This window comes from Luteimonas soli (genome assembly GCF_042648865.1).
GTDB lineage: Bacteria > Pseudomonadota > Gammaproteobacteria > Xanthomonadales > Xanthomonadaceae > Luteimonas > Luteimonas soli.
On sequence record NZ_JBHRYA010000003.1, the window covers coordinates 787,340 to 812,667 of the forward strand.

General features: G+C 68.9%; 20 protein-coding genes and 1 tRNA gene. 13 read left to right on the forward strand and 8 right to left on the reverse strand.

Translation table 11 applies throughout. From position 1 onward, the window contains the following. Positions 1 to 4: 4 nt before the first annotated feature. The 3 genes from ACFONC_RS06845 to ACFONC_RS06855 all read left to right on the forward strand — a co-directional run bounded on the left by ACFONC_RS06845 (position 5) and on the right by ACFONC_RS06855 (position 4,356). Positions 5 to 898: a hydroxymethylglutaryl-CoA lyase gene (locus ACFONC_RS06845; RefSeq protein ID WP_386743080.1), complete on the forward strand. Its 894-nt coding sequence runs from the start codon at positions 5 to 7 to the stop codon at positions 896 to 898. Further along, positions 895 to 3,480, forward strand: a complete 2,586-nt coding sequence (locus ACFONC_RS06850; protein ID WP_386742961.1) for a sensor domain-containing protein — start codon at positions 895 to 897, stop codon at positions 3,478 to 3,480. The genes ACFONC_RS06845 and ACFONC_RS06850 overlap by 4 nt, the downstream gene beginning before the upstream one ends. Before the next feature lie 105 nt (positions 3,481 to 3,585). Beyond that, positions 3,586 to 4,356, forward strand: coding sequence for an SDR family oxidoreductase (locus tag ACFONC_RS06855; RefSeq protein ID WP_386742962.1), 771 nt, complete (start codon positions 3,586 to 3,588; stop codon positions 4,354 to 4,356). Between the two features lie 164 nt (positions 4,357 to 4,520). On the opposite strand, the gene ACFONC_RS06860 is transcribed toward ACFONC_RS06855, so the two are convergent. Beyond that, a complete protein-coding gene (locus ACFONC_RS06860) occupies positions 4,521 to 6,017 on the reverse strand; it encodes an alanine/glycine:cation symporter family protein (protein ID WP_386742963.1) in 1,497 nt (498 codons plus the stop codon). A gap of 374 nt (positions 6,018 to 6,391) precedes the next feature. On the opposite strand from ACFONC_RS06860, the gene yeiP reads away from it, so the two are divergent. Next, positions 6,392 to 6,958: an elongation factor P-like protein YeiP gene (gene yeiP / locus ACFONC_RS06865; protein WP_386742964.1), complete on the forward strand. Its 567-nt coding sequence runs from the start codon at positions 6,392 to 6,394 to the stop codon at positions 6,956 to 6,958. 54 nt (positions 6,959 to 7,012) lie between these two features. Here the strand turns inward: yeiP and ACFONC_RS06870 are convergent, their stop codons facing one another. Next, positions 7,013 to 8,401: an FAD-binding oxidoreductase gene (locus ACFONC_RS06870; RefSeq protein WP_386742965.1), complete on the reverse strand. Its 1,389-nt coding sequence runs from the start codon at positions 8,399 to 8,401 to the stop codon at positions 7,013 to 7,015. A gap of 234 nt (positions 8,402 to 8,635) precedes the next feature. On the opposite strand from ACFONC_RS06870, the gene serA reads away from it, so the two are divergent. Then, complete coding sequence (gene serA, locus ACFONC_RS06875; protein ID WP_386742966.1) at positions 8,636 to 9,871, forward strand: phosphoglycerate dehydrogenase; 1,236 nt, start codon at positions 8,636 to 8,638, stop codon at positions 9,869 to 9,871. 206 nt (positions 9,872 to 10,077) lie between these two features. Here serA and ACFONC_RS06880 read toward each other — a convergent pair whose 3' ends face one another. Next, the gene (locus tag ACFONC_RS06880) at positions 10,078 to 10,671 is read right to left on the reverse strand and encodes an NUDIX hydrolase (protein WP_386743081.1); all 594 of its coding nucleotides are present in this window, start codon (positions 10,669 to 10,671) and stop codon (positions 10,078 to 10,080) included. 159 nt (positions 10,672 to 10,830) lie between these two features. Between ACFONC_RS06880 and ACFONC_RS06885 the strand changes: the two genes are divergently transcribed. From ACFONC_RS06885 to ACFONC_RS06910, 6 genes are all read left to right on the forward strand, one after another. Next, positions 10,831 to 12,303: an amino acid permease gene (locus tag ACFONC_RS06885; RefSeq protein WP_386742967.1), complete on the forward strand. Its 1,473-nt coding sequence runs from the start codon at positions 10,831 to 10,833 to the stop codon at positions 12,301 to 12,303. A 9-nt stretch (positions 12,304 to 12,312) separates the two neighbouring features. Beyond that, a complete protein-coding gene (locus ACFONC_RS06890) occupies positions 12,313 to 13,608 on the forward strand; it encodes an amino acid permease (protein ID WP_386742968.1) in 1,296 nt (431 codons plus the stop codon). 65 nt (positions 13,609 to 13,673) lie between these two features. Then, entirely contained in the window at positions 13,674 to 14,312 is a 639-nt protein-coding gene (locus ACFONC_RS06895) for a methylthioribulose 1-phosphate dehydratase (protein WP_386742969.1), read from the forward strand. 170 nt (positions 14,313 to 14,482) lie between these two features. After that, complete coding sequence (locus tag ACFONC_RS06900) at positions 14,483 to 15,028, forward strand: 1,2-dihydroxy-3-keto-5-methylthiopentene dioxygenase (RefSeq protein WP_386742970.1); 546 nt, start codon at positions 14,483 to 14,485, stop codon at positions 15,026 to 15,028. A gap of 89 nt (positions 15,029 to 15,117) precedes the next feature. Continuing rightward, entirely contained in the window at positions 15,118 to 15,819 is a 702-nt protein-coding gene (mtnC, locus tag ACFONC_RS06905; RefSeq protein WP_386742971.1) for an acireductone synthase, read from the forward strand. Continuing rightward, a complete protein-coding gene (locus tag ACFONC_RS06910; RefSeq protein WP_386742972.1) occupies positions 15,816 to 16,688 on the forward strand; it encodes a C13 family peptidase in 873 nt (290 codons plus the stop codon). The genes mtnC and ACFONC_RS06910 overlap by 4 nt, the downstream gene beginning before the upstream one ends. A gap of 160 nt (positions 16,689 to 16,848) precedes the next feature. On the opposite strand, the gene ACFONC_RS06915 is transcribed toward ACFONC_RS06910, so the two are convergent. Together ACFONC_RS06915 and ACFONC_RS06920 are read right to left on the reverse strand one after the other, a co-directional pair. Then, a complete protein-coding gene (locus ACFONC_RS06915) occupies positions 16,849 to 17,487 on the reverse strand; it encodes a YdeI/OmpD-associated family protein (RefSeq protein ID WP_386742973.1) in 639 nt (212 codons plus the stop codon). Next, positions 17,484 to 19,067, reverse strand: coding sequence for a calcineurin-like phosphoesterase C-terminal domain-containing protein (locus ACFONC_RS06920; RefSeq protein WP_386742974.1), 1,584 nt, complete (start codon positions 19,065 to 19,067; stop codon positions 17,484 to 17,486). Before ACFONC_RS06920 ends, ACFONC_RS06915 begins: the two co-directional genes overlap by 4 nt. Before the next feature lie 133 nt (positions 19,068 to 19,200). Between ACFONC_RS06920 and ACFONC_RS06925 the strand changes: the two genes are divergently transcribed. After that, positions 19,201 to 21,027, forward strand: a complete 1,827-nt coding sequence (locus ACFONC_RS06925) for a sensor domain-containing diguanylate cyclase (RefSeq protein WP_386742975.1) — start codon at positions 19,201 to 19,203, stop codon at positions 21,025 to 21,027. A gap of 80 nt (positions 21,028 to 21,107) precedes the next feature. On the opposite strand, the gene ACFONC_RS06930 is transcribed toward ACFONC_RS06925, so the two are convergent. The 3 genes from ACFONC_RS06930 to hisS form a co-directional block, all read right to left on the reverse strand. Further along, the gene (locus ACFONC_RS06930) at positions 21,108 to 21,482 is read right to left on the reverse strand and encodes a hypothetical protein (RefSeq protein ID WP_386742976.1); all 375 of its coding nucleotides are present in this window, start codon (positions 21,480 to 21,482) and stop codon (positions 21,108 to 21,110) included. After that, entirely contained in the window at positions 21,479 to 23,380 is a 1,902-nt protein-coding gene (locus tag ACFONC_RS06935; protein WP_386742977.1) for an HAL/PAL/TAL family ammonia-lyase, read from the reverse strand. Before ACFONC_RS06935 ends, ACFONC_RS06930 begins: the two co-directional genes overlap by 4 nt. A 258-nt stretch (positions 23,381 to 23,638) precedes the next feature. After that, positions 23,639 to 25,024: a histidine--tRNA ligase gene (gene hisS / locus ACFONC_RS06940; protein ID WP_386742978.1), complete on the reverse strand. Its 1,386-nt coding sequence runs from the start codon at positions 25,022 to 25,024 to the stop codon at positions 23,639 to 23,641. 144 nt (positions 25,025 to 25,168) lie between these two features. Between hisS and ACFONC_RS06945 the strand changes: the two genes are divergently transcribed. Then, positions 25,169 to 25,245, forward strand: a tRNA-Pro gene (locus ACFONC_RS06945). The last annotated feature ends 83 nt before the right edge of the window (positions 25,246 to 25,328 follow it).

Genomic DNA, 25,328 nt, shown 5'->3' on the forward strand with positions numbered 1-25,328 from the left:
GGCCCTGCCCTCCAGCGTCCGCATCGTCGAAGTCGGTCCCCGCGATGGCCTGCAGAACGAGAAGGCCATCATTCCCACCGCGGCGAAGATCGAGCTGATCGACCGCCTCTCGGCCACCGGTTTGCGGACGGTCGAAGCCACCAGCTTCGTCAGCCCGAAGTGGGTGCCGCAGCTGGCCGATGCCGCCGAAGTCTACGCCGGCATCGCGCGCAGGCCGGGCGTGCGCTACCCGGTGCTGGTGCCCAACGAACGCGGCTACGAACGCGCGCGCGCTGCAGGCGCGGACGAGGTCGCGGTGTTCACCGCGGCGTCGGAGGCGTTCAACAAGGCCAACATCAACGCGAGCATCGACGAGTCGCTGGAGCGCTTCGCACCGGTGCTCGAACGCGCGAAGGCCGACGGCGTACCGGTGCGCGGCTACGTCTCCACCGTGCTCGGCTGCCCCTACCAGGGCGAGGTGCCGGTCGCCGGCGTGGTGCACGTGGCGCGTGCGTTGCACCAGATGGGCTGCTACGAGATCTCGCTGGGCGACACGATCGGCGTCGGCACGCCTGGCAAGGCGCGCGCGATGCTGCTGGCGGTGGCCGAGGCGATCCCGATGCCGGCGCTGGCAGTGCACTTCCACGACACCTACGGCCAGGCGCTGGCGAACATCCTGGCCTGCCTGGAGGAAGGCGTGGCGGTGGTCGACGCGGCCGTCTCCGGCACCGGCGGCTGCCCGTATGCGAAAGGTGCGACCGGCAACGTTGCCAGCGAGGACGTGGCGTATATGCTGCGCGGCATGGGCATCGAGACCGGCATCGACCTGGACGCGCTCAGCGATACCGGCCGCTGGCTGGCGGCGCTCCTGAGCCGCGACACCGGCAGCAAGGTCACCCGGGCGCGCGCCGCCTCATGAGCACCAGCCGACGGCTGCCGGAGGAAACCTCGCGGCTGTCGGCCAACGATGGCACTGCGCAGATCGCCACGGCCCTGGACGCGGCCAGCAGCGACCCGTCGCTCGCCCCGGACGTCCGCCTCCTGCTCGCCCAGGCCCGCGACGCGCTGCACGCGGCCAGCAGCGATGCGGAAACCGCGCGCCTGCGCTATCACGCCCTGTTCGACGCGGTGCCCGACCCGGTCAGCATCCTCGACGAGCGCGGCATCGTGCTCGACCTCAACAAGGCCGGCATGGCTGCCTACCGGCGCCCGCGCGAGGAGATCATCGGCCAGCCGATCGAAGTGCTGAACCCGGACCTGCCCAAGGGCCACCTCGGCCCGGTCTGGGACACCATCAACCGTGGCCGCACCTACGTCATCGAAGTGACCAACATGCGCGCCGACGGCACCCGGTTCCCGGTCGAGGTGCATTCGGCGGGTTTCCAGCACGACGGCCGCAAGTGCCTGGTGGCGGTGGCGCGCGACCTCAGCGGCCGCCACGACGCCGAGCTGCGCTACCGCGAGCTGATGGAGGTGATCGACAAGGGCATCGTGGTCCAGGACGAACACCTGAACTTCACCTACGGCAACTCGGCCGCGCTACGCCTGCTGGGCGTCGGCGGCGACGAATCGCTCGACGACGCGATGCGGCTGGAGGCCTGGATGCTGGTCCGCGAGGACGGCACGGTGATGCCCGAAACCGAGTACCCGGCGGTACGCGCGATGCGCGACGGCAGGATCATCGAGAGCACCCTGCTCGGCCTCTACCACCGCCAGCGGCGCCAGCTGAGCTGGCTGTCGGTCACGGTGGTGCCGCAGTACGCGGCCGACGCCGACCGCCCGCACCAGGTGCTGTCGATGTTCAGCGACGTCACCGAACTCAAGCGCGACAGCGCCCTGTTCGACCGCGTGCAGGCGCTGGCGCACATCGGCGGCTGGGAGTGGGACTGCACCAGCGACCAGCTCTACCTCACCGACGAATCGGCGCGCATCCTCGCCCAGGACACGCCGCCGGCGACGATGCCGGGGATGATCGACTGCCTTGCCCCCGGCGACCGCCTGCGCATGCGCGCGGCGCTGGACCACGTGATCCGGGAAGGCCGCGACTTCGACCTCGAGCTGCAGGGCGCGCGCGCCGACGGCCATGCATTCTGGGTGCGCGTGATCGGCGGCGGCGTGCCGGGCGACCCGGCCACCTCGCACCTGACCGGCACCCTGCAGGACATCACCGAGCTCAAGCACGGCGAGGAAACGCTGCGCGTGCAGGCGCGCAGCGACCCGCTCACCGGGCTGATGAACCGGGACGCGATCCTCGGCGAGATCAGCGCGCGCCTGGCCGATCCGGCGCAATCGCGCGTGGCCGTGCTCTACATCGACCTGGACCGCTTCAAGGTGGTCAACGACGTGCTCGGCCACAACGCCGGCGACGAGCTGCTGATGAATGCCGCGCGCCGGATCGTGCGCGCGGTGGGCACCGAGGGCCTGATCGCGCGCTTCGGCGGCGACGAATTCCTGGTCGTGTGCAGCACCGAGGATGACGAGGATCGGCCCGAGCGCGTCGCCGACTCGATCCTCGACGCCTTCAGCGACAGCTTCCGGTTCGAGAAGGAGGAATTCGCGATCACCGCCAGCATCGGCATCGCGCGCGCGCCCGAGCATGGCGAGCGGCCGCAGACCCTGATCCACAGCGCCGACGCGGCGATGTACGACAGCAAGCGCCGCATCCGCAACGGCTGGCAGGTATTCACGCCGGCGCTGGCGCAGACGCAGCAGGACCGGCTTCGCGTCGAGACCCACCTGCGCCGGGCCACCGACAACAACGAGTTCCACCTGGTCTACCAGCCGCAAGTCGACCTCAAGGGCGGCCGCATCATCGCCGCCGAGGCCCTGATCCGCTGGCAGAACCGGCAGCTGGGTGAGATGCGGCCCGACCACTTCATCGGCCACGCCGAGACCACCGGCGACATCGTGCGCATCGGCAGCTGGGTACTGCGCGAAGCCTGCAGGCAGGCGGCGCAGTGGCGCGACGAAGGGCTGGGCATCGTGCGCGTGGCGGTCAACGTGTCCTACCGCCAGTTCCTCGGTGACGACCTGGCCGACAACGTGCACGGCGTGCTGGCCGAGTTCGACCTGCCCGGCACCGCGCTGGAACTGGAGTTCACCGAACGCGTGCTGATCGAGGACGCGCCGGACACGCTGCGCACCTTCGCGCGCCTGCGCGAACAGGGCGTGGTGCTGACCATCGACGATTTCGGCGAAGGCTACAGCGCGCTCAACTACCTGCGGCGGCTGCCGATCCACGGCCTGAAGCTGAGCCAGCTGTTCGTCGAGGGCGTGCCGGACAACAAGTCCGACGTCGCAGTCTGCCAGGCCGTCGCCGGCATCGCCCGCAGCCTCGGGCTGGGGCTGGTGGCCGAGGGCGTGGAGTCCGAGCAGCAGCGCCGGTTCCTGCTGGAGCTGGGCGTCCCGGTCGGCCAGGGCTTCCTGTTCGCACCGGGCCTGCGGCCGGACGAGTTCGCGCGCCGCCTGAAGTCCAACCAGCCCGTCGGCGACACGACGTAAGCCGGGGCCATCCGCTCCCACGAAGAACCCGGAATCCCGAGGACCTCGCCCGGACACGTGGCCATCACGGTTAAAATCCCCGGTTTCCGCTTTCCGGGATTCCGCATGCAACCCGATTCGATCCGTGCCGTCGTCACCGGCGGCGTCTCCGGCCTCGGCCTGGCCGTGGCCACGCGCATCGTCGCCGACGGCGGCAAGGTCGCGTTGTTCGACGTCAACGACGACAAGGGCGCGGCGGCCGTCGCCGCGCTGGGCGAGGCCAACGCCCGCTATTTCAGGACCGACGTCACCGACGAGGACGGCGTGGTCGCCAACGTCGCCGCGGCGAAGGAGTTCCTCGGCGGGCTCAACGCCACCATCAACTGCGCCGGCATCCTCGGCGCCGGCCGCGTGCTCGGCCGCGAGGCGCCGATGCCGCTGAAGAATTTCTCGGCCACGGTGATGGTCAACCTGGTCGGCAGCTTCAACGTCGCCAAGGCCGCCGCGGCGCAGATGCAGCACAACGAGGCGGGCGAGGACGGCGAGCGCGGCGCGATCGTCAACACCGCGTCGGTCGCCGCCTACGAAGGCCAGATCGGCCAGGCCGCGTACTCGGCGTCGAAGGGAGGCGTAGTCGGCATGACCCTGCCGATGGCGCGCGAACTGGCCCGCTTCGGCATCCGCGTCAACACCATCGCGCCCGGCATCTTCTGGACGCCGATGGTCGACGGCATGCCGGACGAGGTGCAGCAGTCGCTGTCGGCGTCGATCCCGTTCCCCTCGCGCCTGGGCAAGCCAGAGGAGTTCGCCGACCTGGTCGCGTACCTGCTCGGCAACCGCTACGTCAACGGCGAGACCATCCGCCTCGATGGCGCGGTGCGGCTGGCGCCGAAGTGAAGTGAAGCCGGGATTGGGGATTCGGGATTGGGGATTCGCGAAGGCGATCGCCTGCCCGGCCTGAACCCCGGTCCGCTTCCGGGCCGCATGGTCCGGACAAGCAAAGCATCCGGGACCGCTGTGCCAGCGTGGATCCCGGATGTCCCCCGCCTCGTCCGGGTACTTCAGCGATCGCCAGCCGCGGGCGCGTCGGGCTTCGGCAGGTCAGGCTCCAGCCCGGCCTTGCGCCGCTCCCAGTAGTGCGCATTACGAATGCCAAGCGCCACGGGATCGAAATCGTAATCGGCCACTTTTGCCTTCCGCTGCCGCTGGTAGTCGCGCAGCGCTGCCAGCGCCGGCTTCTGCAGGATCACGATCGCGACCAGGTTGAGCCAGGCCATCAGCCCCACGCCGACGTCGCCCAGCGCCCACGCACCACCGGTCGTGCGCAGCACGCCCAGGAACACCGCACCGATCATCGTCAGCCGCAGCACCAGGATCAGCCACGGCCGGTGCACCTTGCGGTTGATGTAGGCGATGTTGGTCTCGGCCATGTAGTAGTAGGCCATCACCGTGGTGAACACGAAGAACAGCAGTGCGATGGCGACGAAGCCGGCGCCCCAGCCCGGGAAGTTCGAATCCACCGCGGCCTGCGAGAAGTCCGGCCCCGCCACGGCGCCAGGCAGCGCCTGGTACAGGAAACCGCCCGCCGCGGACGGGTCGGGAATGTTGTACATGCCGGTCGCCAGGATCATGAACGCCGTTGCCGAGCACACGAGCAGCGTGTCGACGTAAACCGCGAACGCCTGCACGAAGCCCTGCTGCGCCGGATGCTGCACCTCGGCCGCAGCGGCCGCGTGCGGGCCGGTGCCCTGCCCGGCCTCGTTGGAGTAGATCCCGCGCTTCACGCCCCACTCCACCGCAAGACCGAGCATCGCGCCGAACCCGGCGTGGAGGCCGAACGCGCTGCTCACGATCAGTTCGAACATCGCCGGCAGGCGCTCGTAGTTGAGGGCCATGATCACCAGCGCAACGAGGATGTAGGCGATGGCCATGAACGGCACCGCCATCTCGGCGAAGCTGGCGATGCGCTTGATGCCGCCGAAGATGATCAGCGCCAGCGGCAGCGCGATCCCGCCCGCGATCAGCAGCGGCGGCAGTTCGAATGCATTGTTCATGCTGCTGGCCAGGGTGTTGACCTGCACCACCGGCAGCAGCAGGCCGCAGGCGAACACGGTGACCACCGCGAATATCCACGCGTACCACTTCAGCCCCATCGCCTTCTCGATGTAGTAGGCCGGCCCGCCGCGGTAACGGCCCTGGTCGTCCTTCTCCTTGTAGATCTGCGCCAGGGTGCATTCGATGTAGGACGTCGAGGCGCCGAAGAAGGCCATCGCCCACATCCAGAACACCGCGCCCGGGCCGCCAAACGCGATCGCGGTGGCGACGCCGGCGATGTTGCCGGTGCCCACCCGCCCGGCAAGCGAGACGGCCAGCGCCTGGAACGAGGAAACGCCCGAGTTCGACGACTTGTTGTTGAACATCAGCCGCAGCATTTCCGGCACGCCCCAGACCTGCATGAAGCGGGTGCGGATCGAAAAATACAGACCCAGGCCGAGGCACAGCCCGACCAGCGCCATGCTCCAGATGATGTCGTTGAGCGAATTCAGGAATGCATCCACGTATCGTGATCCTTCTTCTTGCCCCGGAAGAAAGCCCACCGCGCCGGTCGTGTCCGATGGCTGCAAAGTGGGCTGCGCAAGGGGTCGAGACTAACAGCAAAACCGGTCTCGAATCGCGGGGCGGAGGCATCGGGGGGCATCGCTGTGCCATCGGGGCGGCAGCGGCGGCCCATGCAAGTCACCCGCCAGGGGATGGCGCACTGGCCGCGCAACCGGGAAAATCAGCGTCGTTGCCCGCGCGGCGGAAACCCATCCCCACCCAACCCTCCCCTTGAAGGGGAGGGCTTTCAAGCGCAGGCCGCCAGCATTCCACCTGACCTCGGCCGTAATCGATCCGGTGACGGCCATTACTCCACGGGAGCCACCCAGCCAGCATGAAAGCCTACGACGTCAAGAAGGGAAACGTGGTCGAGCACAGCGGTACCGTCTACCAGGTGCGTGACATCGAGCGCAGCTCGCCCCAGGGCCGCGGCGGCAACGTCAAGTTCCGCTTCACCCTGTACTCGGTGCCCGGCGGCAACAAGTTCGACCTCAGCCTCGGCGGCGACGACGAGCTGAAGGAAGTCGAGCTGACGCGCCGGCAGGTGACGTTCTCGTACAAGGACGGCGATGCGTTCGTGTTCATGGACGACGAGGACTACACGCCCTACACGCTCGACGCCGACGTCGTCGGCGACGCGGCCGGCTACATCAGCGACGGCCTGGCCGAGTGTTACGTGCAGATCATCGACGAGCAGCCTGTCGCGCTGCAGCTGCCGCAGAGCGTGGCGCTTGAAGTGGTCGACACGCCGCCCGAGCTCAAGGGCGGCACCGCGACCAAGCGCCCGAAGCCGGCGAAGCTGAGCACCGGCATCGAGATCCAGGTGCCCGAATACGTCGGCAACGGCGAGCGGGTGTGGGTGAATACCACGACGGGCGAGTTCGGCGGCCGCGCCGATTGAGTGGATCGGTTTTTCCCCTTCCCCTTCAAGGGGAGGGCTTTCAAACATGGGGGTTCAGGGATCGAACAGCTTCCCCGGATTCATGATCCCGCGCGGGTCCAGCACCCGCCGGATCCCGCGCATCACCTCGATCTCCGCTTCACTGCGCGTCGATGGCAACCAGGGCTTCTTCACCAGCCCGATGCCGTGTTCGGCGGAGATGCTGCCGCCGTGGCGCTGCAGCGTTTCGGCCAGCAGCCTGGTGACCTGCTCGCACCGGCCGACGAACTCCGCGCCGTCCATGCCACCGGGCCGCAGCACGTTGATGTGCAGGTTGCCGTCGCCGACGTGGCCGAACCAGACCACGTCGAACTCCGGGTATTCGCGTCCGAGCAAGGCCTGCGCCTCGGCGAGGAACGCGGGCATCGCCGACACCCGCACCGACACGTCGTTCTTGTACGGCGCATGGCGCGCCAGGCTTTCGGTGATCCCCTCGCGCAGCCGCCACAGCTGTGCGGCCTGGGCCTCGCCCTGGGCAATGACGCCGTCGGCCACCCAGGCGCGCTCGGTGCAATGCTCGAACGCGGCCAGCATCGCCACCTCGTCAGCCTCGCCGCGCATCGCGAACTCGGCGACCACGTAGTACGGATGCACGTCGGAAAACGGAGCCTGCCCGCCGTGCGCCAGCACGTGGTGCAGCGCGCGGTCGGTGAAGAACTCGAAGGCCTCCAGCCGCAAACGCCGCCGCAGCTCCGCAAACACCTCCATCAACACGCCGAATGACGGCAGCGCGAGCAGCATCACCTGCGTCGGCGGCGGCGGGTCGGCAAGTTTCAACGTGGCCTCGACCACCACGCCCAGCGTGCCCTCCGAGCCGATCGCCAGGTGGCGCAGGTCGTAGCCGCTGGAATTCTTCACCAGGCCGCGGCCGAGGTCGAGCAACTCGCCGGTACCGGTAACCAGTTTCAACCCTGCGATCCACTCGCGGGTGTTGCCGTGGCGCAGCACGCGGATGCCGCCGGCGTTGGTGGCGATGTTGCCGCCGATGCTGCAGGAGCCGCGCGCGGCGAAGTCGACCGGGTAGGCCAGCCCATGTCCGGCCGCCGCCTCGTGCACGGCCTGCAGGGTGATGCCCGGCTGCACCGTCAGCGTGCGGTCGATGGGATCGAAGCCGAGCACGCGGTTCATGCGCGCAAGGCTCAGAACCAGCTCGCCGTTGGCCGCGACGGCGCCGCCGGACAGTCCGGTGCGGCCGCCCGACGGCACGATCGCCACGCTGTTCGCTCCGGCCCAGCGGACGACGGCCTGCACCTGTTCCACGTCCGCCGGCAGCGCGATCGCCAGCGGCGCCGGCGTCCAGCGCCGGGTCCAGTCGCGGCCGTAATGCTCTAGCTCGGCCGGGTCGGCTTCCAGGCGCAGGCCGGGGATGTTGCGGCGCAGAACTTCAAGCTGGGGGTGGGTCATGAATGATTCCGCGTCATTCCCGCGAAAGCGGGAACCCAGTGACTCTGCTCCACCCGCGGCGCGCCGGGAGAAAGTCGCTGGGTTCCCGCTTTCGCGAGAATGACAGCATCGGGGGCAACCACGGTTCGCATTAGCAGAAGCCTGCCAGCCACGCCGCACCCCGTCCAGTGCGGCAGTGCAGCAAACTTCCCCAGTTTGCTGGCACACTGGATCGTCCCCACCCCGCCACAAGCGATGAAGAAGACCTCGTACCCCCGCCAGGACATCCGCGTGCTCCTGCTCGAAGGCGTCAGCCAGACCGCGGTGGACACGTTCCGCGACGCCGGCTACACCAACATCGACCTGCACGCCAAGTCGCTGCCCGAAGACGAACTGCGGCAACGCATCGCCGACGCGCACTTCATCGGCATCCGCTCGCGCACCCAGCTCACCGCCGAAGTCCTGGCCGATGCGCGGCGCCTGCTCGCCGTGGGCTGCTTCTGCATCGGCACCAACCAGGTCGACACCGAGGCCGCACAGCTGGCCGGCATCCCGGTGTTCAACGCGCCCTACTCCAATACCCGCAGCGTCGCCGAGCTGGTGCTCGCGCAGGCGATCATGCTGCTGCGCGGCGTGCCGCAGAAAAACGCGCAGTGCCACCGCGGCGGCTGGTCGAAGTCCGCCGCCGGCAGCCACGAGGCGCGCGGCAAGACCATCGGCATCATCGGCTACGGGCACATCGGCACCCAGGTCGGCGTGCTGGCCGAGGCGCTGGGCATGCACGTGCTGTTCCACGACATCGAAACCAAGCTCTCGCTGGGCAACGCGCGCGCGGCCACCGGCCTGGACGACCTGCTCGCGCGCAGCGACGTGGTGACGCTGCACGTGCCGGAAACGCCGGCCACGAAGCTGATGTTCGGCACGCCGCAGATCGCGCGCATGCGTCCGGGCACGCACCTGATCAACGCCTCGCGCGGCAGCGTGGTCGACATCGACGCGTTGGCCGATGCGCTGCGCTCGGGGCACTTGGCGGGCGCGGCCGTGGACGTGTTCCCCAGCGAGCCCAAGGGCAACGAGGACCCGTTCGAATCACCGCTGCTGGGGCTGGACAACGTCATCCTCACCCCGCACGTCGGCGGCAGCACGCTGGAGGCACAGGACAATATCGGCGTCGAGGTCGCGGCCAAGCTGGTGCGCTACAGCGACAACGGCAGCACGCTGTCGGCGGTGAACTTCCCCGAGGTCACCCTGCCCGGCCACGCCGGCAGCCGGCGCCTGCTGCACATCCACCGCAACGTGCCGGGCGTGCTGTCGCAGGTGAACGAAGTCTTCGGCCGGCACAGCGTCAACATCGACGGCCAGTACCTGCGCACGGATGCGAACGTGGGCTACGTGGTGATCGACGTGGACGCGGAAGAACGCCAGGCGGCGGACCTGCGCGCGGCGCTGGCGGCGATCCCGGGCACGCTGCGTACGCGGGTTCTGTACTGAGCCACATCGTACCGATTGGCTCTTGTGGGAGCAGCTTCAGCCGCGAGCTTTGGCTTTGGCCCCTCCCCCTGCGAAGGCAGGGGGAGGCTGGGAGGGGGTGCTCACGGTTCGCAATGACCCCAAAGACACCCCTCCCCAACCCTCCCCTGCCTTCGCAGGGGAGGGAGCCAAAAGCTCGCGGCTGAAGCCGCTCCCACAGGATGTTGTCAGGCTCGGGCGAGCCACTTGGCGGCCATCCGCCGCAGCGATTCGTCAGCGGCCGTGTCTTCGGCAACGGCGGCGATGTCGCGCCAGGCCAGGTCGAGCGATTCTTCGCTGACGACGAAATCCCTGCCGTCCGCGGCGACCACGACGTAGCGCACGTCGTAATGCCAGTGCGCGGGCACGCCCTTGTGCTCGGGGATCATGTGGCGGTCCAGGTCGAAGATGCCGGGCACCACGCGCAAGCCGGTCAGCCCCGATTCCTCCTCCGCCTCGCGCAGGGCACTGCGCGCCAGGTCGCGGTCGCCGTCGGCGTGGCCGCCGAGCTGGAGCCAGCGACCGAGCTTGCGGTGGTGGGTCAGCAGCACGCGTTGCCCGGCGCCGTCGACCAGCCAGGCCGAGGCGGTGAAGTGGCCCGCCAGGCGTCGTCGTTCGAAGGCATCGGGGTCGTCGAGCAGTTCGATGAACGCGGCAGCGAGCGCGGATTGGTCGGCATGGCGCGCGGCGTAATCGACCAGTTCATCGCGAAGGCCATCGGGTTCACTCGTGGTTTCCATGCGTCGTCGTACGTACCTGGGGCAAGCGGGGCCGGCAAGCATATCCGGCATCGCATGCTGGTCGCGCGTGCATGTACCCCGTGCCGACCGGACCTTGCCGCCCGAATTATGTGTGGGGTAAGGTGGCCCGCCACTCGCCGCGCCACCCGGCGGCGTGCATCCTCGCGTCGAACGCGGGCCGTCAACCAACTGGGGAATCGGATGTTCAAGCAGCTTTTCGCCACCAAGTCGGTCCAGCCGACGGGCCACGTCGATGCCGGCGAGCCGTTCGAGGGCAGCCTGGAAGGCGAACCCACGCTCAAACGCACCCTCACCGGCACCCAGTTGATCATGCTCGGCATCGGCGCGGTGATCGGCGCCGGGATCTTCGTGCTGACCGGCCAGGCCGCGGCCGAGTACGCGGGGCCGGCCGTGATGCTCAGCTTCGTCTTCGCCGGCATCGCCTGCGCCTTCGCTGGCCTGTGCTACGCCGAGTTCGCGGCCATGCTGCCGGTTTCGGGCAGCGCCTACTCCTATTCGTACGCCACCCTCGGCGAGGGCGTGGCGTGGTTCATCGGTTGGTGCCTGGTGCTCGAGTACCTGTTCGCGGCCTCGACCGTGGCGGTCGGCTGGTCGGGCTACCTCAACGCCTTCCTCGACAACTTCGGCGCCGCGCTGCCCAACGCGCTGGCCCAGGCGCCCTATGTCTACGAGGGCGGCAAGTTCGTCGCCACCGGCGAGATCATCAACCTTCCGGCAGTGCTGATCATCGCCGCGGTCAGCGCGGTCGGCTACGCGGGCATCACCCAGTCGGCGTTCGTGAACTCGATCATCGTCGCGGTCAAGGTCGCCGTGATCGTGCTGTTCATCGGCTTCGGGCTGCAGTACGTCGATCCGTCGAACTGGCAGCCCTTCATCCCGGCCAACGAAGGCGGCACCCGGTACGGCATGGAAGGCGTGATCCGGGCCTCGGCGGTGGTGTTCTTCGCCTACATCGGCTTCGACGCGGTCTCGACCGCGGCCGGCGAGGCGAAAAACCCGCAGCGCGACATGCCGATCGGCATCCTCGGCTCGCTGGCGGTCTGCACGCTGCTGTACATCCTGATGAGCGCGGTGCTCACCGGCATGATGCCGTACGCCCTGCTCGGCACCGCCGAACCGGTGTCGACCGCGCTGAACAACTATCCGGCCCTGGGCTGGCTGCAGACGCTGGTGGAGATCGCGGCGATCGCGGGCCTGGCCTCGGTGATCCTGGTCATGCTGATGGCGCAGCCGCGCATCTTCTACTCGATGTCGCAGGACGGCCTGCTGCCGAAGCTGTTCGCCAAGGTGCACCCGAAGCACCGCACCCCGCACGTGGGGACGGTGATCGTGGGCGTGGTCGCGGCGGTGCTGGCCGGCCTGCTGCCGGTCGGCTTCCTCGGCGACATCGTCTCGATGGGCACCCTGCTCGCGTTCGCCGTGGTGAGCCTGGGCGTCCTCGTCCTGCGCTACACCCGCCCGGGCCTGTCGCGTCCGTTCCGGGTGCCGTTCTTCCTGCTGATCTGCCCGCTCGGCTTCCTGTCGTGCATGTACCTGTTCTGGCAGGTGTTCCGCGAGCACTGGCACCTGCTGATCGGCTGGATCGCCATCGGCGCGGTGGTCTACGCGCTCTACGGCTACCGCCACAGCAAGCTTCGCAACGGCAACGGGTAAGCGGCTGCGATGAGCGCCCGCAAGATCGGACCGGTCCTGGCGACCTTCGTGGTCGCCAACAACATGATCGGCTCGGGCTTCTTCCTGCTGCCGGCCAGCCTGGCGGCCTCGGGCGCGATCACCGTCTTCAGCTGGATCGCCGGCACCATGCTGGCTCTGGTGCTGGGCGGGGCGTTCGCGCGACTGGCACGCGACTATCCGGACCTGTCTTCGGCGGACGACTACGTGCGCCCGTCGCTGGGCCGCGACGCCAGCTTCCTCGCCTCGACCCTGTACTGGGTCTCCTCGTGGATCGGCAACAACGCGATCGCCGTCGCAGCCTTCGGCTACCTGGTGACCCTGCTGCCGCTGGACGGCGGCGACCCGCACGTGCAGGTCGCCGGCCAGGTCGTACTGATCTGGCTGATGTTCGCGATCAACCTGCTCGGGCCCAAGCCTGTGGCGAAGTTCCAGTCGCTGTGCGTGGTGTTCGGACTGGCACCGGTGGCGCTGGTCCTGGTATTCGGCTGGGGCAGCTTCGACGGCGATGTCTACAACGCGGCATGGAACGTCTCCGGCGAATCGGACGCTGCGGTGGTGTTCGGATCGCTGGCGCCGGTGTTCTGGGCCTTCGTCGGGCTGGAAACCGGCGCGATGATCGCCGGCCTGGTACGCGACCCGGACCGCGACATCCCGCGCGCGACGCTGGGCGGCGTGCTGATCGCGGGCATCGTCTACATCGTGTCGTCGGTGCTGGTGATGGGCATCGTCCCCGCCGCCGAGCTGGAGGCATCGAGCGCGCCGTTCGCGCTGGTCGCGGCGGAGATCTTCGGCCCGTGGGCGGCGATCGCGATTGCCGCCGCCGCCGCGCTGAAAGCCAGCGGCACCCTCGGCGGCTGGATGCTGGTGACCGGCGAAACCGGCGCCCGGGCCGCGCAGCACGGCTACCTGCCAGCGATCTTCGGCAGGCTGAACAGCCGCGGCGCCGCGGCCTGGGGTTTGCTGATCGTCGCCTCGGCGATGTCGGTGATCGCATTCATCACCCTGGCGCCCCAAGTGTCCGAACAGTTTGGCGTGATCATCAGCATCGTCGTCAACCTGGTCGTGCTGGCCTATGCCGCGGCCGGCCTCAGCCTGGTGCTGGGCACCCGCGAGCGTCGCCCGACCCTGCGCGACCGGCTGCTCGGCATCGGCGCCCTGGTGGCATGCGCACTGCTGTTCGCGTCCTCGTCGGTGCAGATGATGCTGGGCGCCGCCGGGATGGTGGTGCTGGCCTGGATCCTGTACCGGGTCTTCGGCCGCAAGGCCCCGGGAACAGCATCGTAGGGCGGGTTTGAACCCGCCATCGGCACAATGATGCGGCGGGCTGGAACCCGCCCTACACTTGCGCCATGAACACCCCCCTGCCCTACGACCACCATCGCCTGTGCGAACTGGCCGGCGAGATCATCGTCAACGTCCGCGAACTGGCCGCGCTCGGCTGGACGCCGGCGACCAGCAGCAACTTCTCGCGCCGCCTCGACGACCGCTTTGCTGCGATCACCGTCTCCGGCCGCGACAAGGGCAAGCTGCGCGAAGCCGACATCATGGTCGTCGACTTCGACGGAAAGGCGGTCGGCAGCGACCATCGCCCTTCGGCCGAAACCCTGTTGCATACCCAGCTGTACCGGCGCTTCGGCGACGTCGGCTGCGTGCTGCATACCCACTCGCAGGTGCAGACCGTGGCTTCACGGCTGTTTGCAGGCGCCGGCCACGTGCGGCTGGAAGGCTACGAACTGCTCAAGGCCTTCAGCGGCAACACCACGCACGAGATCGAACTCGACCTGCCGGTGCTGCCCAACACCCAGGACATGCCGTCGCTGGCAGCGCAGGTCGACGCGTTGCTCGACCGCGGCGACATGTGGGGCTACCTGATCGACGGCCACGGCCTCTACGCCTGGGGCCGCGACATGGCCGAGGCGCGGCGCCACCTGGAGGCCTTCGAGTTCCTGCTCGGCTGCGAACTGGAACTGCGCAAACTCGGCGCGTAGGCCGGCTGCGCCACCGACTGCCCGCTGACGTCGGTCGCCGGCACACAGCTTGGGCGCGCGGGGCGTCGGGGGCGTAGCCCCGACCTACGCGCACCTCAGCGTTTCCGCCGTGCGCGTGCCAGCGCCGTCGCGCCTTGGTAGGCTGGATCTCCCCGCCTGAAGCCACCGCCATGAGCCGCCTGCGCATCTTCGCCGACAACACTCCCGACACGCCCGAGTCCAGCACCAGCGACGGCGATGCCATCGCCCGCGAGCTGGCGAAGATCGGCGTCACCTTCGAACGCTGGCAGGCGGCGCAGCCGATCGCGCCCGGCGCAAGTCCCGAGGAAGTGATGGACGCCTACCGCACCGACATCGACCGCCTTGTCGCCGAGCGCGGTTTCAAGAGCGTCGACGTGGTCAGCATCGCCCCCGACAATCCCAAGCGCGAGGAAATGCGCGCCAAGTTCCTCGACGAGCATTTCCACAAGGAGGACGAAGTACGCTTCTTCGTGGCCGGCTCCGGGCTGTTCACCCTGCACGTGGACGACAAGGTCTACGAGATCGAATGCGTGAAGGACGACCTGATCGCCGTGCCGGACGGCACCACGCACTGGTTCGACATGGGCCAGGAGCCGAGCTTCGTGGCGATCCGGTTCTTCACCGAGCCCGATGGCTGGGTCGGCCACTTCACCGGCACCGACATCGCGCAGCGCTTCCCGCGGTACGGGGATTAGGGATTCGGAAGAGCGGTATCCACGCCCCGCCCGTCTCCAGCTTTGCCTTTCCGAATCCCGAATCCCGAATCCCCAATCCCGGCTCCCCCATGAAACCGATCATCCTCACCGACATCGAAGGCACCACCAGCAGCATCTCCTTCGTCAAGGACGTGCTGTTCCCCTACGCCCGCCAGGCAATGCCCGGCTTCGTGCGCGCGCGCGGCAACGAGCCTGAAGTGCGGCAGTGGCTGGACCAGGTGGCGATGGAGAACGGCGGCATGTGCCAGGACACGATGATCGTGGAGACCCTGCAGGGCTGGATCGACCAGGACCGCAAGCACACCGCGCTCAAGGCGCTGCAGGGCATGGTGTGGGAAGCCGGCTACCGCAGCGGCGACTTCACCGCGCCGGTGTATCCCGACGCGGTCGAGGCGCTGCGGCGCTGGGACGAGGACGGCTATCGGCTGGCCGTGTATTCCTCCGGCTCGGTACCGGCGCAGCGGCTGCTGTTCGGCAACTCCGACGCGGGCGACCTGCTGCCACTGTTCGACGCCTTCTTCGACACCGCGGTCGGCCACAAGCGCGAGGCCGACAGCTATCGCGGCATCGCCCGTTCGCTCGGCAGCGAGCCGAATGAGGTGCTATTCCTGTCCGACGTGGTCGAGGAGCTAGACGCCGCACGCGATGCCGGCATGCGCACGATGCTGGTCGACCGCCGCGAGGACTACCCGCAGCCGCGCACCGGTGAGTCCACGCACGGCCACCGTCGCGCGGAAAGTTTCGCCGACATCGATCCGGCCGCGGCATGACCGGCCGGGGCGGCTCCCGCCTCGCAGCCGCCCTGCTCGGCTTCGCCGCGCTGGTGCTGCTGCCAGCCTGCGCCGAGGATGAAAGCGTCGCCCAGCGCGATCGCAGGCTACTGGCAGCCGACATGGCAGCGCTGGCGCCGCAGCGCCCGGGCATCGTGGACCTTTACGCCGTCGGGTTCGCGGGCGACAGCACCGAGGACGTGTTCCGCAACGAGGTGGCCTACCTCGACACGCTGGCGTCGAACCGTTTCGATGCGCGTGGCGTGGTCACCCTTGTCAATCATTTCGACAGTCTGACATCGGCACCACGGCCGCTGGCCACGCTGGAGAACCTGCGCGCAGCGCTGGCCGGCATCGGCAAGGCGATGGACCGCGACGAAGACCTGCTGCTGTTGTACCTGACCATGCACGGCACCGAGGACCACGAGCTGGTGGTGACGTTCCCGCCGCTGCTGGAAGAGTGGATCACGCCGCCGCAGCTGCGCGCCGCGCTCGACGACGCCGGTATCCGCAACCGCGTGGTGGTGATCTCGGCCTGCTTCTCGGGTGGTTTCATCCCGGATCTGCGCGATGCCCGCACGCTGCTGATCACCGCCGCACGCGCCGACCGCGCCTCGTTCGGCTGCGGCAGCGAATCGAACGCCACGTACTTCGGGCGCGCGTGGCTGGTGGACGGGCTCAACCGGGGCACCAGTTTCATCGGTGCGTACGACTTCGCCACCGGCGAGATCTCGAGCTGGGAGCACGAGGACGGCGAGGTTGCGTCGCTGCCGCAGATCGACGTTGGCGACGACATCCGCGGCACCCTGCAGGGCTGGCAGGCGCAGTTGGAACCCGGCCCGGTGGTGCCCTATCCCTACGACCCGTAGAGCGCCCCATGGACGCGATGGAGGCGAACGGGACATCGCGCGCCACCGATGTGCAGGTCGGGGCTGCGCTCCCGACGCTTCGGAAGTCAAAAGCCGCCGGGGAGCATGACTCCGACCCGTGGGCAGGCCAGGCAGCACCGACGCCGTCGTGGAGCCGGCTTCAACCGTGGATCTTTTCGCCCTTCGCGAGCATCGCCACGAGTTTCCCGGCACGCTCCACGCGCGTCTCCGGCTTCTTCGCGGTCTGCACGCGCCAGCACACGGCGTAGCGGTTGGTCCTGTCCAGCTTGTCGAAGAAGGCACGCGCCCTGCGATTGCCGGCAAGCGCGGCGGCCAGCTCATCGGGCACCGCCATCGTCGCCGCACCGTCATAGGCAGCGTCCCAGCGACCATCGGCCTTCGCCGCCTCGATCTCGCGCAGTCCCGCCGCCTGCATGCGGCCATTGGCGATCAGTCGCTCCGCGTGGCCGACGTTGATCTTCGACCACACGCTTCGCGGCCGACGCGGAGTGAACCGCTGCAGGAAGTACCGCTCGTCGCAGCCGCGCTTCTGGCCGTCGATCCAACCGTGGCACAGCGCGACCTCGAGCGCTTCTGCGTAGGTCACCGTCGCGATGCCCGAGTTCTTTTTCGCGATCTTCAGCCAGATTCCGCGGCCCTCGCGATGCGCGGCCAGCCACTTTTCCCACGCCGCCGCGGTGCGGAACGGCTTGACCGGCAGGTCGTCTGGCAGCGCGGCTGCCGTGCCCTGGCTGCTCGCCGTAGCCGCCCCATCCGCCTTGGCCGCGCTCCGTTTCACGGCAACGCCTGCATCAGTCGCCAGGACGTGCTTGCGCGCTGTTCGCCCTGCCATGGATCGAAAGCACGCACTTCCACGAAATGTTCGCCGGCACCCAGATCGGTCGGCAATGCTCCGCGCCAGAGGTGCGCCGACGGTTTCGCCTCCGGCGAACGGTCGTAGCCACGCAGCGTGTCGGCAAGGTCGTCGCGCATGTTCTCGACCAGCAGGCGCGGGTCGGGCTGCGATACCCGCCTCATCGGCATCCACTCGCCGCCTTCGACGCGATACTCCACGCGCGTGTCGTCGCGGCCCATGAACACGTTGGCGTACACGCCCCAGGCCGGATACGCCCCTTCGCGCAGCACCTTCGGCGCGTGCAGTGCCATCGCGGAGGTGAACGCCGGATCGTCGCCGTGCAGTCGCGCGGGATGCCAGGCCAGCGCGTAGCGGCCACCGCGCGACACCTTCAGCGTGGCGTAACCGTTGGGCGTGCCGTCGGCCATGGTCGCGTCGGGAATCCCGTCGGCATCCTTCACGCCCGACCAGAAGGCGCCACAGGCGGCGCCGACGTTGTACTCGTGCAGCGGCTGCGCCCCGTGCCAGCCGGTCGCCGCATCGTGGAACCAGTGCTGCTGCGTGTGGTTGTGCGCGCTGAGCACGAGCACGTCCGGGAAACCACGCAGCAGCGCGAACAGCCGCTCGCGGTCGGCGTCGCGGAACGTGTCCCTGCCGGCCTGTTCGAACAGCGGGATGTGCATGCCCAGCACCAGCAGGCGCTCCTTCGGCACGGTCGGCAGGTACGCTTCGAGGAAGGCGAACTGGTCGTCGCGGAAGCCACCGACGTACGCCGGCTTCATGCCGGGCTGGTGGATCACGTCGTCGAGCAGCACGAACGTCGCCTGCGCCTCCTCCCGGGCGAAGGTGTCGGGGCCGAACTGATGGCGGAAGGTCTGCAGCGCATCCGCGTCGTCCTCCGCATCGAGGTCCATGTCGTGGTTGCCGGCGACGTGCAGCCACGGCACGCCCAGCGATGCGGTCACCGCCTTGATCGCCGGGTACAGCGACAGGTCGTCGTCGACGATGTCCCCCAGGGTCAGCCCGAGCGCGGCGTTCGTCCCGCGCAGCGGCTCGACGATGTCGCGCCGGTAATAGTCGATGTCGGTCCGCGATTTCGGCTGCGGATCGGCGAACACCAGCACGTCGAGGCCGGAATCGCTCGTCGCCGCCCTGCGCAGCGGAAAATCAACGCGCGACCGCGGCGCGCCGGCCGGCAGGCCGCCATGGCGCAACCCCGACGCGGTCGCCAGCGGCTGCTGGAACCAGAACGCCGGCAGCCCGTCTGCGCCCGCGGGCACGGTCCAGCCGGCCGGCTGGATCACGAAAACGGTCTCGCCAGCCGGCATCGGCAGGGCGTAGCGCCCCTGCCCGTCGGTGCGAACGACCTCGCGACCGTTCGAAACCGCCACGCCGGCGACCCCTGGTTCACCGGCGTCGCGCACGCCGTTGCCGTTGCCGTCTTCGAATACCGTGCCGCCGGGCGTCTGCGCCGCTGCGCATCCACAGGCGAACCAGAGCATGGCAACCATTGCGCGGCGCATCGCATTCTCCTGCTGGAATCGATTCCATTATGCCGCCGGCCGGGGTGGGCCGCGCAGCGGCCATTGCCGCGCGGCTGCCGTAGAATGCCGACGACACCGGCCGGCCGGGATGGGGACACCAGGGGACGAGGAAATGCGCAGCGAAAGGATGCTTGCATGGCTGGCCGCACTGCTGCTTGCGGCCGCCCTGCCGTGCGCAGCGCAAGCCGCCCTGCCCGCGCTCGAGCTCACTCCCGGCCACGACGAAGTCCAGCTCTCGCCCTACGTGGGCTACCGCCAGGATGCCGGCGCCGTCGACGAACCGGCGGATGCGTTCCGTCGCGTGGCGATGGGCGAATTCGCGCCACTGCCCGACGGCCAGTCGGAGTTCGGGTTCCAGCCGGGCGCCTACTGGTTCCACGCCACCGTGCGCAACGGGAACGACGCCGAGACCCGCTGGGTCCTGGTGCAGCAGTACGCGCTGAGCGACTTCTTCGACCTGTACGTCCGCTATCCCGACGGCCGCGTCGTCCACCACGCCAGCGGCGACCACCGCCCCTTCAGCGCGCGCAGCATCCGCGACCGCCACCCGAACTTCCTGCTCGACCTGCCGCCCGGGCAGCCGGTCGAACTGCTGGTGCGCGTGCAGAGCGAAAGCTCGATGCAGGTGCCGCTGGCGATCATGACCCAGACTGCGTTCGCGGAACTCGCGCGCGATGCGCAATTCGCGATCGGCATCTACTACGGCATCCTGCTGGCGCTGTTTTTCTACAACCTCGTGCTGTGGTTGATGCTGCGCGACTCGAGTTATTTCTGGTACCTGTTCCACCTCAGCGCGTTCGGCATGGTGCTGTTCACGCTCAACGGGCTGGGGTTCGAATACCTGTGGCCCGACTCCGCGTGGTGGGCCGACAAATCGGTGCCGTTGTCGATCTGCCTGGCGCTGATCGGCATGCAGCAGTTCGCGCGCACGTTCCTGGAGCTCGGGAAGCGCTTCCCGCGGGGCAACATCGTCAGCCTGGCGCTGATCGGGTTCTTCGTGCTGCTGGGCATCGCATCGCTGTGGCTGCCGTATCGCATCGCGACGCCGCTGGCCGCGCGCGTGGTGCTGGTCGGCGTACTGTGGATCGCGGTGGCCGGCATCGTCGTGGTCAGGCGCGGCTATGTGCCCGCGCGGCTGTTCATGCTGGCCTGGGCGATGTTCCTGCTCGGCACCACCATGTTCACCCTGGTCGCCTTCGGCGCGCTGCCCAAGACCTTCTACACCGAGTACGGCGTGCAGATCGGCTCGGCGCTGGAGATGCTGCTGCTGTCGGTCGCGCTGGGCAACCGCTACGCGTCGCTGCGACGGGAGAACGAGCGCATCGTCAGCGACGCCAACCAGAAGCTCGAGCGCAAGGTCGCGCAGCGCACCCGGGAAGTCCGTGCCGCGCTGGTGCAACTGGAGGAAGCCCACGGCCGACTGCGCGACTCCAGCCGTCGCGACGGGCTGACCGGCCTGTACAACCGCACCTACTTCCACGAAATGTTCGAGAAGATGCTGGTCGATGGCCAGCAGTCGCACCGGGCGGTTTCGCTGCTGATGATCGACCTCGACCACTTCAAGGCCATCAACGACCGCTACGGCCACCTGGTCGGCGACGACTGCCTGCGCTTCACCGCGCAGCGCATCGGCAAGGTGCTGCGCGCGCACGACGCGCTGCTGGCGCGGTTCGGCGGCGAGGAATTCGTGGTCGGCCTGCCCAACCACGACCTGCACGACGCCGTCGAAGTCGCCGAAGCCCTGCGCCGCAGCCTGGTCGAAAGCCCGTGCGGCACGCAGGGACACAGCATCCGCATCTCCGCCAGCGTCGGCGTCCACACCATCCCGCCCGGCTCGATCGACAGCATCGACTCCGCCCTCGAGATTGCCGACCGCGCCCTGTACGCCGCCAAGGCGAACGGCCGCGACTGCGTGAAGACGTCGATCACGGCGGCCTGATCCCCGCCCTGCAATTGCCCTCGCAGGAGCGGCGGAAGCCGCGAATTCCTTGGGGCAAGAGCTCGCGGCTTCCGCCGCTCCTACGAGGACGGGTTCCGATTCTTCGGGCGCGACTCGAACCACGTCCACGCCAGCAACACGCCGCCCAGCGCGCCGAAAATTTCCATCACCGCGCGCGTGCCCAGGCCTGACGGGTCGTGGATGCCAGCCAGTGCAAGTTGCACGCGCGCCGGCGAGCCGGGATTGACGAAGAAGAGCGAGAACAGGTGCCACAGGTCGATGCCGGCGCCGATCGCCACTGCCGCGAACGCGGCCCAGCCGATGGCGTGGCCTTCAGGCCAGCGCAGGGCGCGCGCGACGAAGTGGCTGAGCAGGTAGGCGAGCAGGCCAATCACGAATGCGAGCGCGCCCGCTTCCAGCGCGCCCAGCCAACCGGTATGCAGGGGAAGGTTCATCCGCCAGCGACCACGCCACGCGCGGCGGCGAGCAGGCGCCCTTCTGCCACCAGGCGCACGGCGGCGGCGACTTCGCCGTCGAGCGCGCGGTCGCGGTCGAGGAACGGAATGGCTTCGCGCAGCGCGGCATGCGCCGCGGCGACAGCCCTGCCGGGGTGGTAGTCGTCGCCGGACGCGAGTTCGCTGCGCAGTGCTCCGACCTCGTCGAGGAATCCCGCGTGCGCGCCGGCGTCCGCCGCCGGCGCACCCTGCACCTTCTCCGCCAGCGCGTGCGCATCGGCGCGCCCGGCCAGGCCGCGTGCGGCGCCGATCATCTCGCGGCGCAGGTCCAGCGCTTGCGCCGCGGTGTACAGCTCCAGCGCCAGCACCTTGCCCAGGTCGTCGGCCATGGCCAGCACGTGGCGCGCCTCGTTGGCGCCCATGGAGACGTGGTCTTCGGCGTTGGCGCTGGTCGGGATCGAATACACCGACGCCGGCATCGCGCGGCTGGTGAGGTCGTTGACGATCGCCGCCGCCGTGTATTGCACGATCATGAAGCCCGACTCGGTGCCGTCCTCGTTGCCGATCAGGAATGCAGGCAGGCCATCGTTCGTCGCGGGGTCGACCAGCTTGTTGAGGCGGCGCTCGGAGATCGAGGCCAGCACCGGGATCGCCGCCTTGACGTAGCTCATCGCCAGCGCCAGCGGCATGCCGTGGAAATGGCCGGCCGACACTACCTGCTCTTCGACGTGCTCGGCCTGCTTGTCCGGGAACACCAGCGGGTTGTCGGTGACCGCGTTGAGTTCGATGTCGAGCACGCGCCGCGCCTGCGCCACCGCGTCGCGCACCGCGCCGTGCACCTGCGGGATGCAACGCAGCGAATAGCTGTCCTGCGGCTGGTGCTTCTTGCCGCCACGGAAAGGCTTGAAGCGCTGGTAGAACTTCTCGCGGCCGTGGCGCTGCGAGAACGGCACCCACTCCCAGCCGATGTCGAAGTTCAGCGCCTGCGCGTCGCCGCCGTCCCAGCTCGAGGGCTGCCACGAGCGGAACTTCGGCACGAGGTGGTACGGGATGTCGGCGAGCGTGGAGCCGGACAGCAGCGAACGCAGGTTCGCCGCCACCCGCACCTGCCCGGGATGCGGGCGCAGCGCGTGCACGTCCTCGGCGAACGCACCCATGCGGCCGGCGAAGGCGTCGATGGTCATCGCCGCGGCGAGGTCGGCGGTGTCGAGCAGGTCCTCGAGCTTCGAGAGCGCCAGCGCGCCGGTGGCGAGCATCTGCGCGGTGCCGTTGTTAAGCGCCAGGCCTTCCTTGTAGGACAGCGACACGGGCTGCAGGCCGGCGCGTTCCAGCGCCCGCGCGCCCGGCATGCGTTCGCCCTGGTAAAAGGCCTCGCCGCCACCGAGCAGCACGATGGCTAGGTGCGACAGCGGCGCGAGGTCGCCCGAGGCGCCGACCGAACCGAGCTGCGGTACCACCGGCACCACGCCGGCGTTGAGCATCGCCGCCAGCGCCTGCAGGGTTTCCACACGGATGCCCGAATGCCCCTTGAGCAGCGTATTGATGCGGATGCCGAGCATGGCGCGCACCACGTCAGGTGCGAACGGCTCGCCCACGCATACCGCGTGGGTGACGATCAGGTTGGTCTGCAGTTCCTCGTGCAGCGAGCGGCCGCTGGGCACGGCGCCGGGCAGTTCGTCGCGCAGCGGATGCGCGCCGAGCAGCTTGTCGGCGTTGCTGCCGAAGCCGGTGGAGACGCCGTAGATCGGCTCTTCGCGACGCACCTGTTCGGCGAGGAACTCCGCGGCGCGAGCGACGTCGCGCAGGGCGTCGGCCGCCAGTTCCACCGGCGCGCCGTAGGCGATCCCCGCGAGCTGGTGCTGGGTGAGTGACTTGCCGTCGAGGAGGATGGGTTTCATGTCGCAAAGGTCCTGTCGTCTGCGTCCGCCCGGGGCCGGTACAGCCCGGATTTTCGTGGGAGCGGCTTCAGCCGCGAGCTTTGCCTCTGCCCCCTCCCCTGCGAAGGCAGGGGAGGGTTGGGGAGGGGTTGCGCGGGCACCGACGATGCCTGCGATCGGCTGCGCCGACACCGACGCCACCCCCTCCCAACCTCCCCCTGCCGGCGCAGGGGGAGGGGCAAGAGCAACAGCTCGCGGCTGAAGCCGCTCCCACAGGGTTCATGGTTCTTGGCGCGCTTCGAGCAGCCGCTGCGCCAGTTCGGCCTCGATCACCTCGAACTGCTCGCCGCGCCGCAGGTCCTTGACCGCCACCGCGCTGCGCGCGGCTTCGTCCCCGCCGCGGATCACCACGAAGCGGATTCCTGCGCGGTCGGCGTACTGCAGCTGCTTCGCCAGCTTGCGCGGTTCCAGCTGCGTTTCCACGTTCAGGCCCGCCGCACGCAATGCCTGCGACAGCGCCAGAGCGTGGTCGAGGCCGGCGTCGTCGAGCAGGGTCACCAGCGCGTCGACCGAACTGTCGGCGCCCGCGACCAGTCCCGCGTCGCGCAGCTGGAAGAACAGCCGCGTCAGGCCGATGGAAATGCCCACGCCCGGCAGCTTCGACTTGGTGTAGTGGCTGGCGAGGTTGTCGTAGCGCCCGCCCGAACAGATCGAACCGATCTGCGGGTAGGCGTCCAGCGTGGTCTCGTAGACCATGCCGGTGTAGTAGTCCAGGCCGCGCGCGATCGACAGGTTGATCGCGTAGCGCGACTCGGCCACGCCCATCGCCTTCAGGCGGCCGAGCAGCTCGCGCAGTTCACCGCGGCCCTCTTCGAACAGCGGCGTGCCGGCGCCGAGCGCGTCGAGCTTCGCGAGCGCGTCGTCGTGGCCAGTCGAGCGCACGCGCGAGAACGCCAGCAGTCGATCGGCGACATCGGCGGACAGGCCGAAGCCTTCGCCAACCAGCGTCGCGCGCACCGCGTCCTCGCCACGCTTGTCCAGCTTGTCCAGTTCGCGCAGCACAGCCAGCTGGCGGTCGCCTTCGATGCCCTGCCCTTCGAAAAAGCCGCGCAGCAGCTTGCGGTGGTTGAGCCAGATGGTGAATTCGCCGATGTCCAGCGCGTCGAACACCGCCGCGATCACCGCCGGGATCTCGGCATCGTGGCGCGGCGACAGCGCGTCCTTGCCGATCACGTCGATGTCGCACTGGTAGAACTCGCGGAAGCGCCCGCGCTGGGCGCGCTCGCCGCGGTACACGCGCTGCATCTGGTAGCGGCGGAACGGGAACGCCAGCTCGTGCTCGTGCTCGGCCACGTAGCGCGCCAGCGGCACGGTCAAATCGAACCGCAGTGCCAACTCCGGCAGGGCGGGTCTCGACCCGCCATCCACCGCGCCGTCCGCCGCCTTCTCAAGCGCTCCCGTCGACTGCACGAAGTACACCTGCCGCTCGGTCTCGCCGCCGGACTTGGTCAGCAGCACGTCCGACAGCTCGAACACCGGCGTTTCCACCGGAAGGAAGCCGAAGCGCTCGAAGGTCAGGCGGATCGTGTCCAGCATGCGCTGGAACGCGACCTGGTCACGGGGCAGCAGCTCCATGACCCCGGGCGGGGTGCGGGGCTTGATCAAGTCTGGACTCCGGGTGAATGCGCTAGCCGCACAGTTTAGCCGCTGCGCCCGGCCGGCCCCGCGCGATGCCGCCAACGCGACGAACAGTAGCCGGGCTATTGCCGCGAGCCCGCCCGGCTCATTACAATGCGCGGCTCACCCAGTCGGGGTGTAGCTCAGCCTGGTAGAGCGCTACGTTCGGGACGTAGAAGTCGCAGGTTCAAATCCTGTCTCCCCGACCAATCGAATCAACGAGTTAGACGAAACCGGCTCGCGCCGGTTTTTTCGTATCCGGCCGTTTTCCCGGCGACCGTGGAAAGCGGAA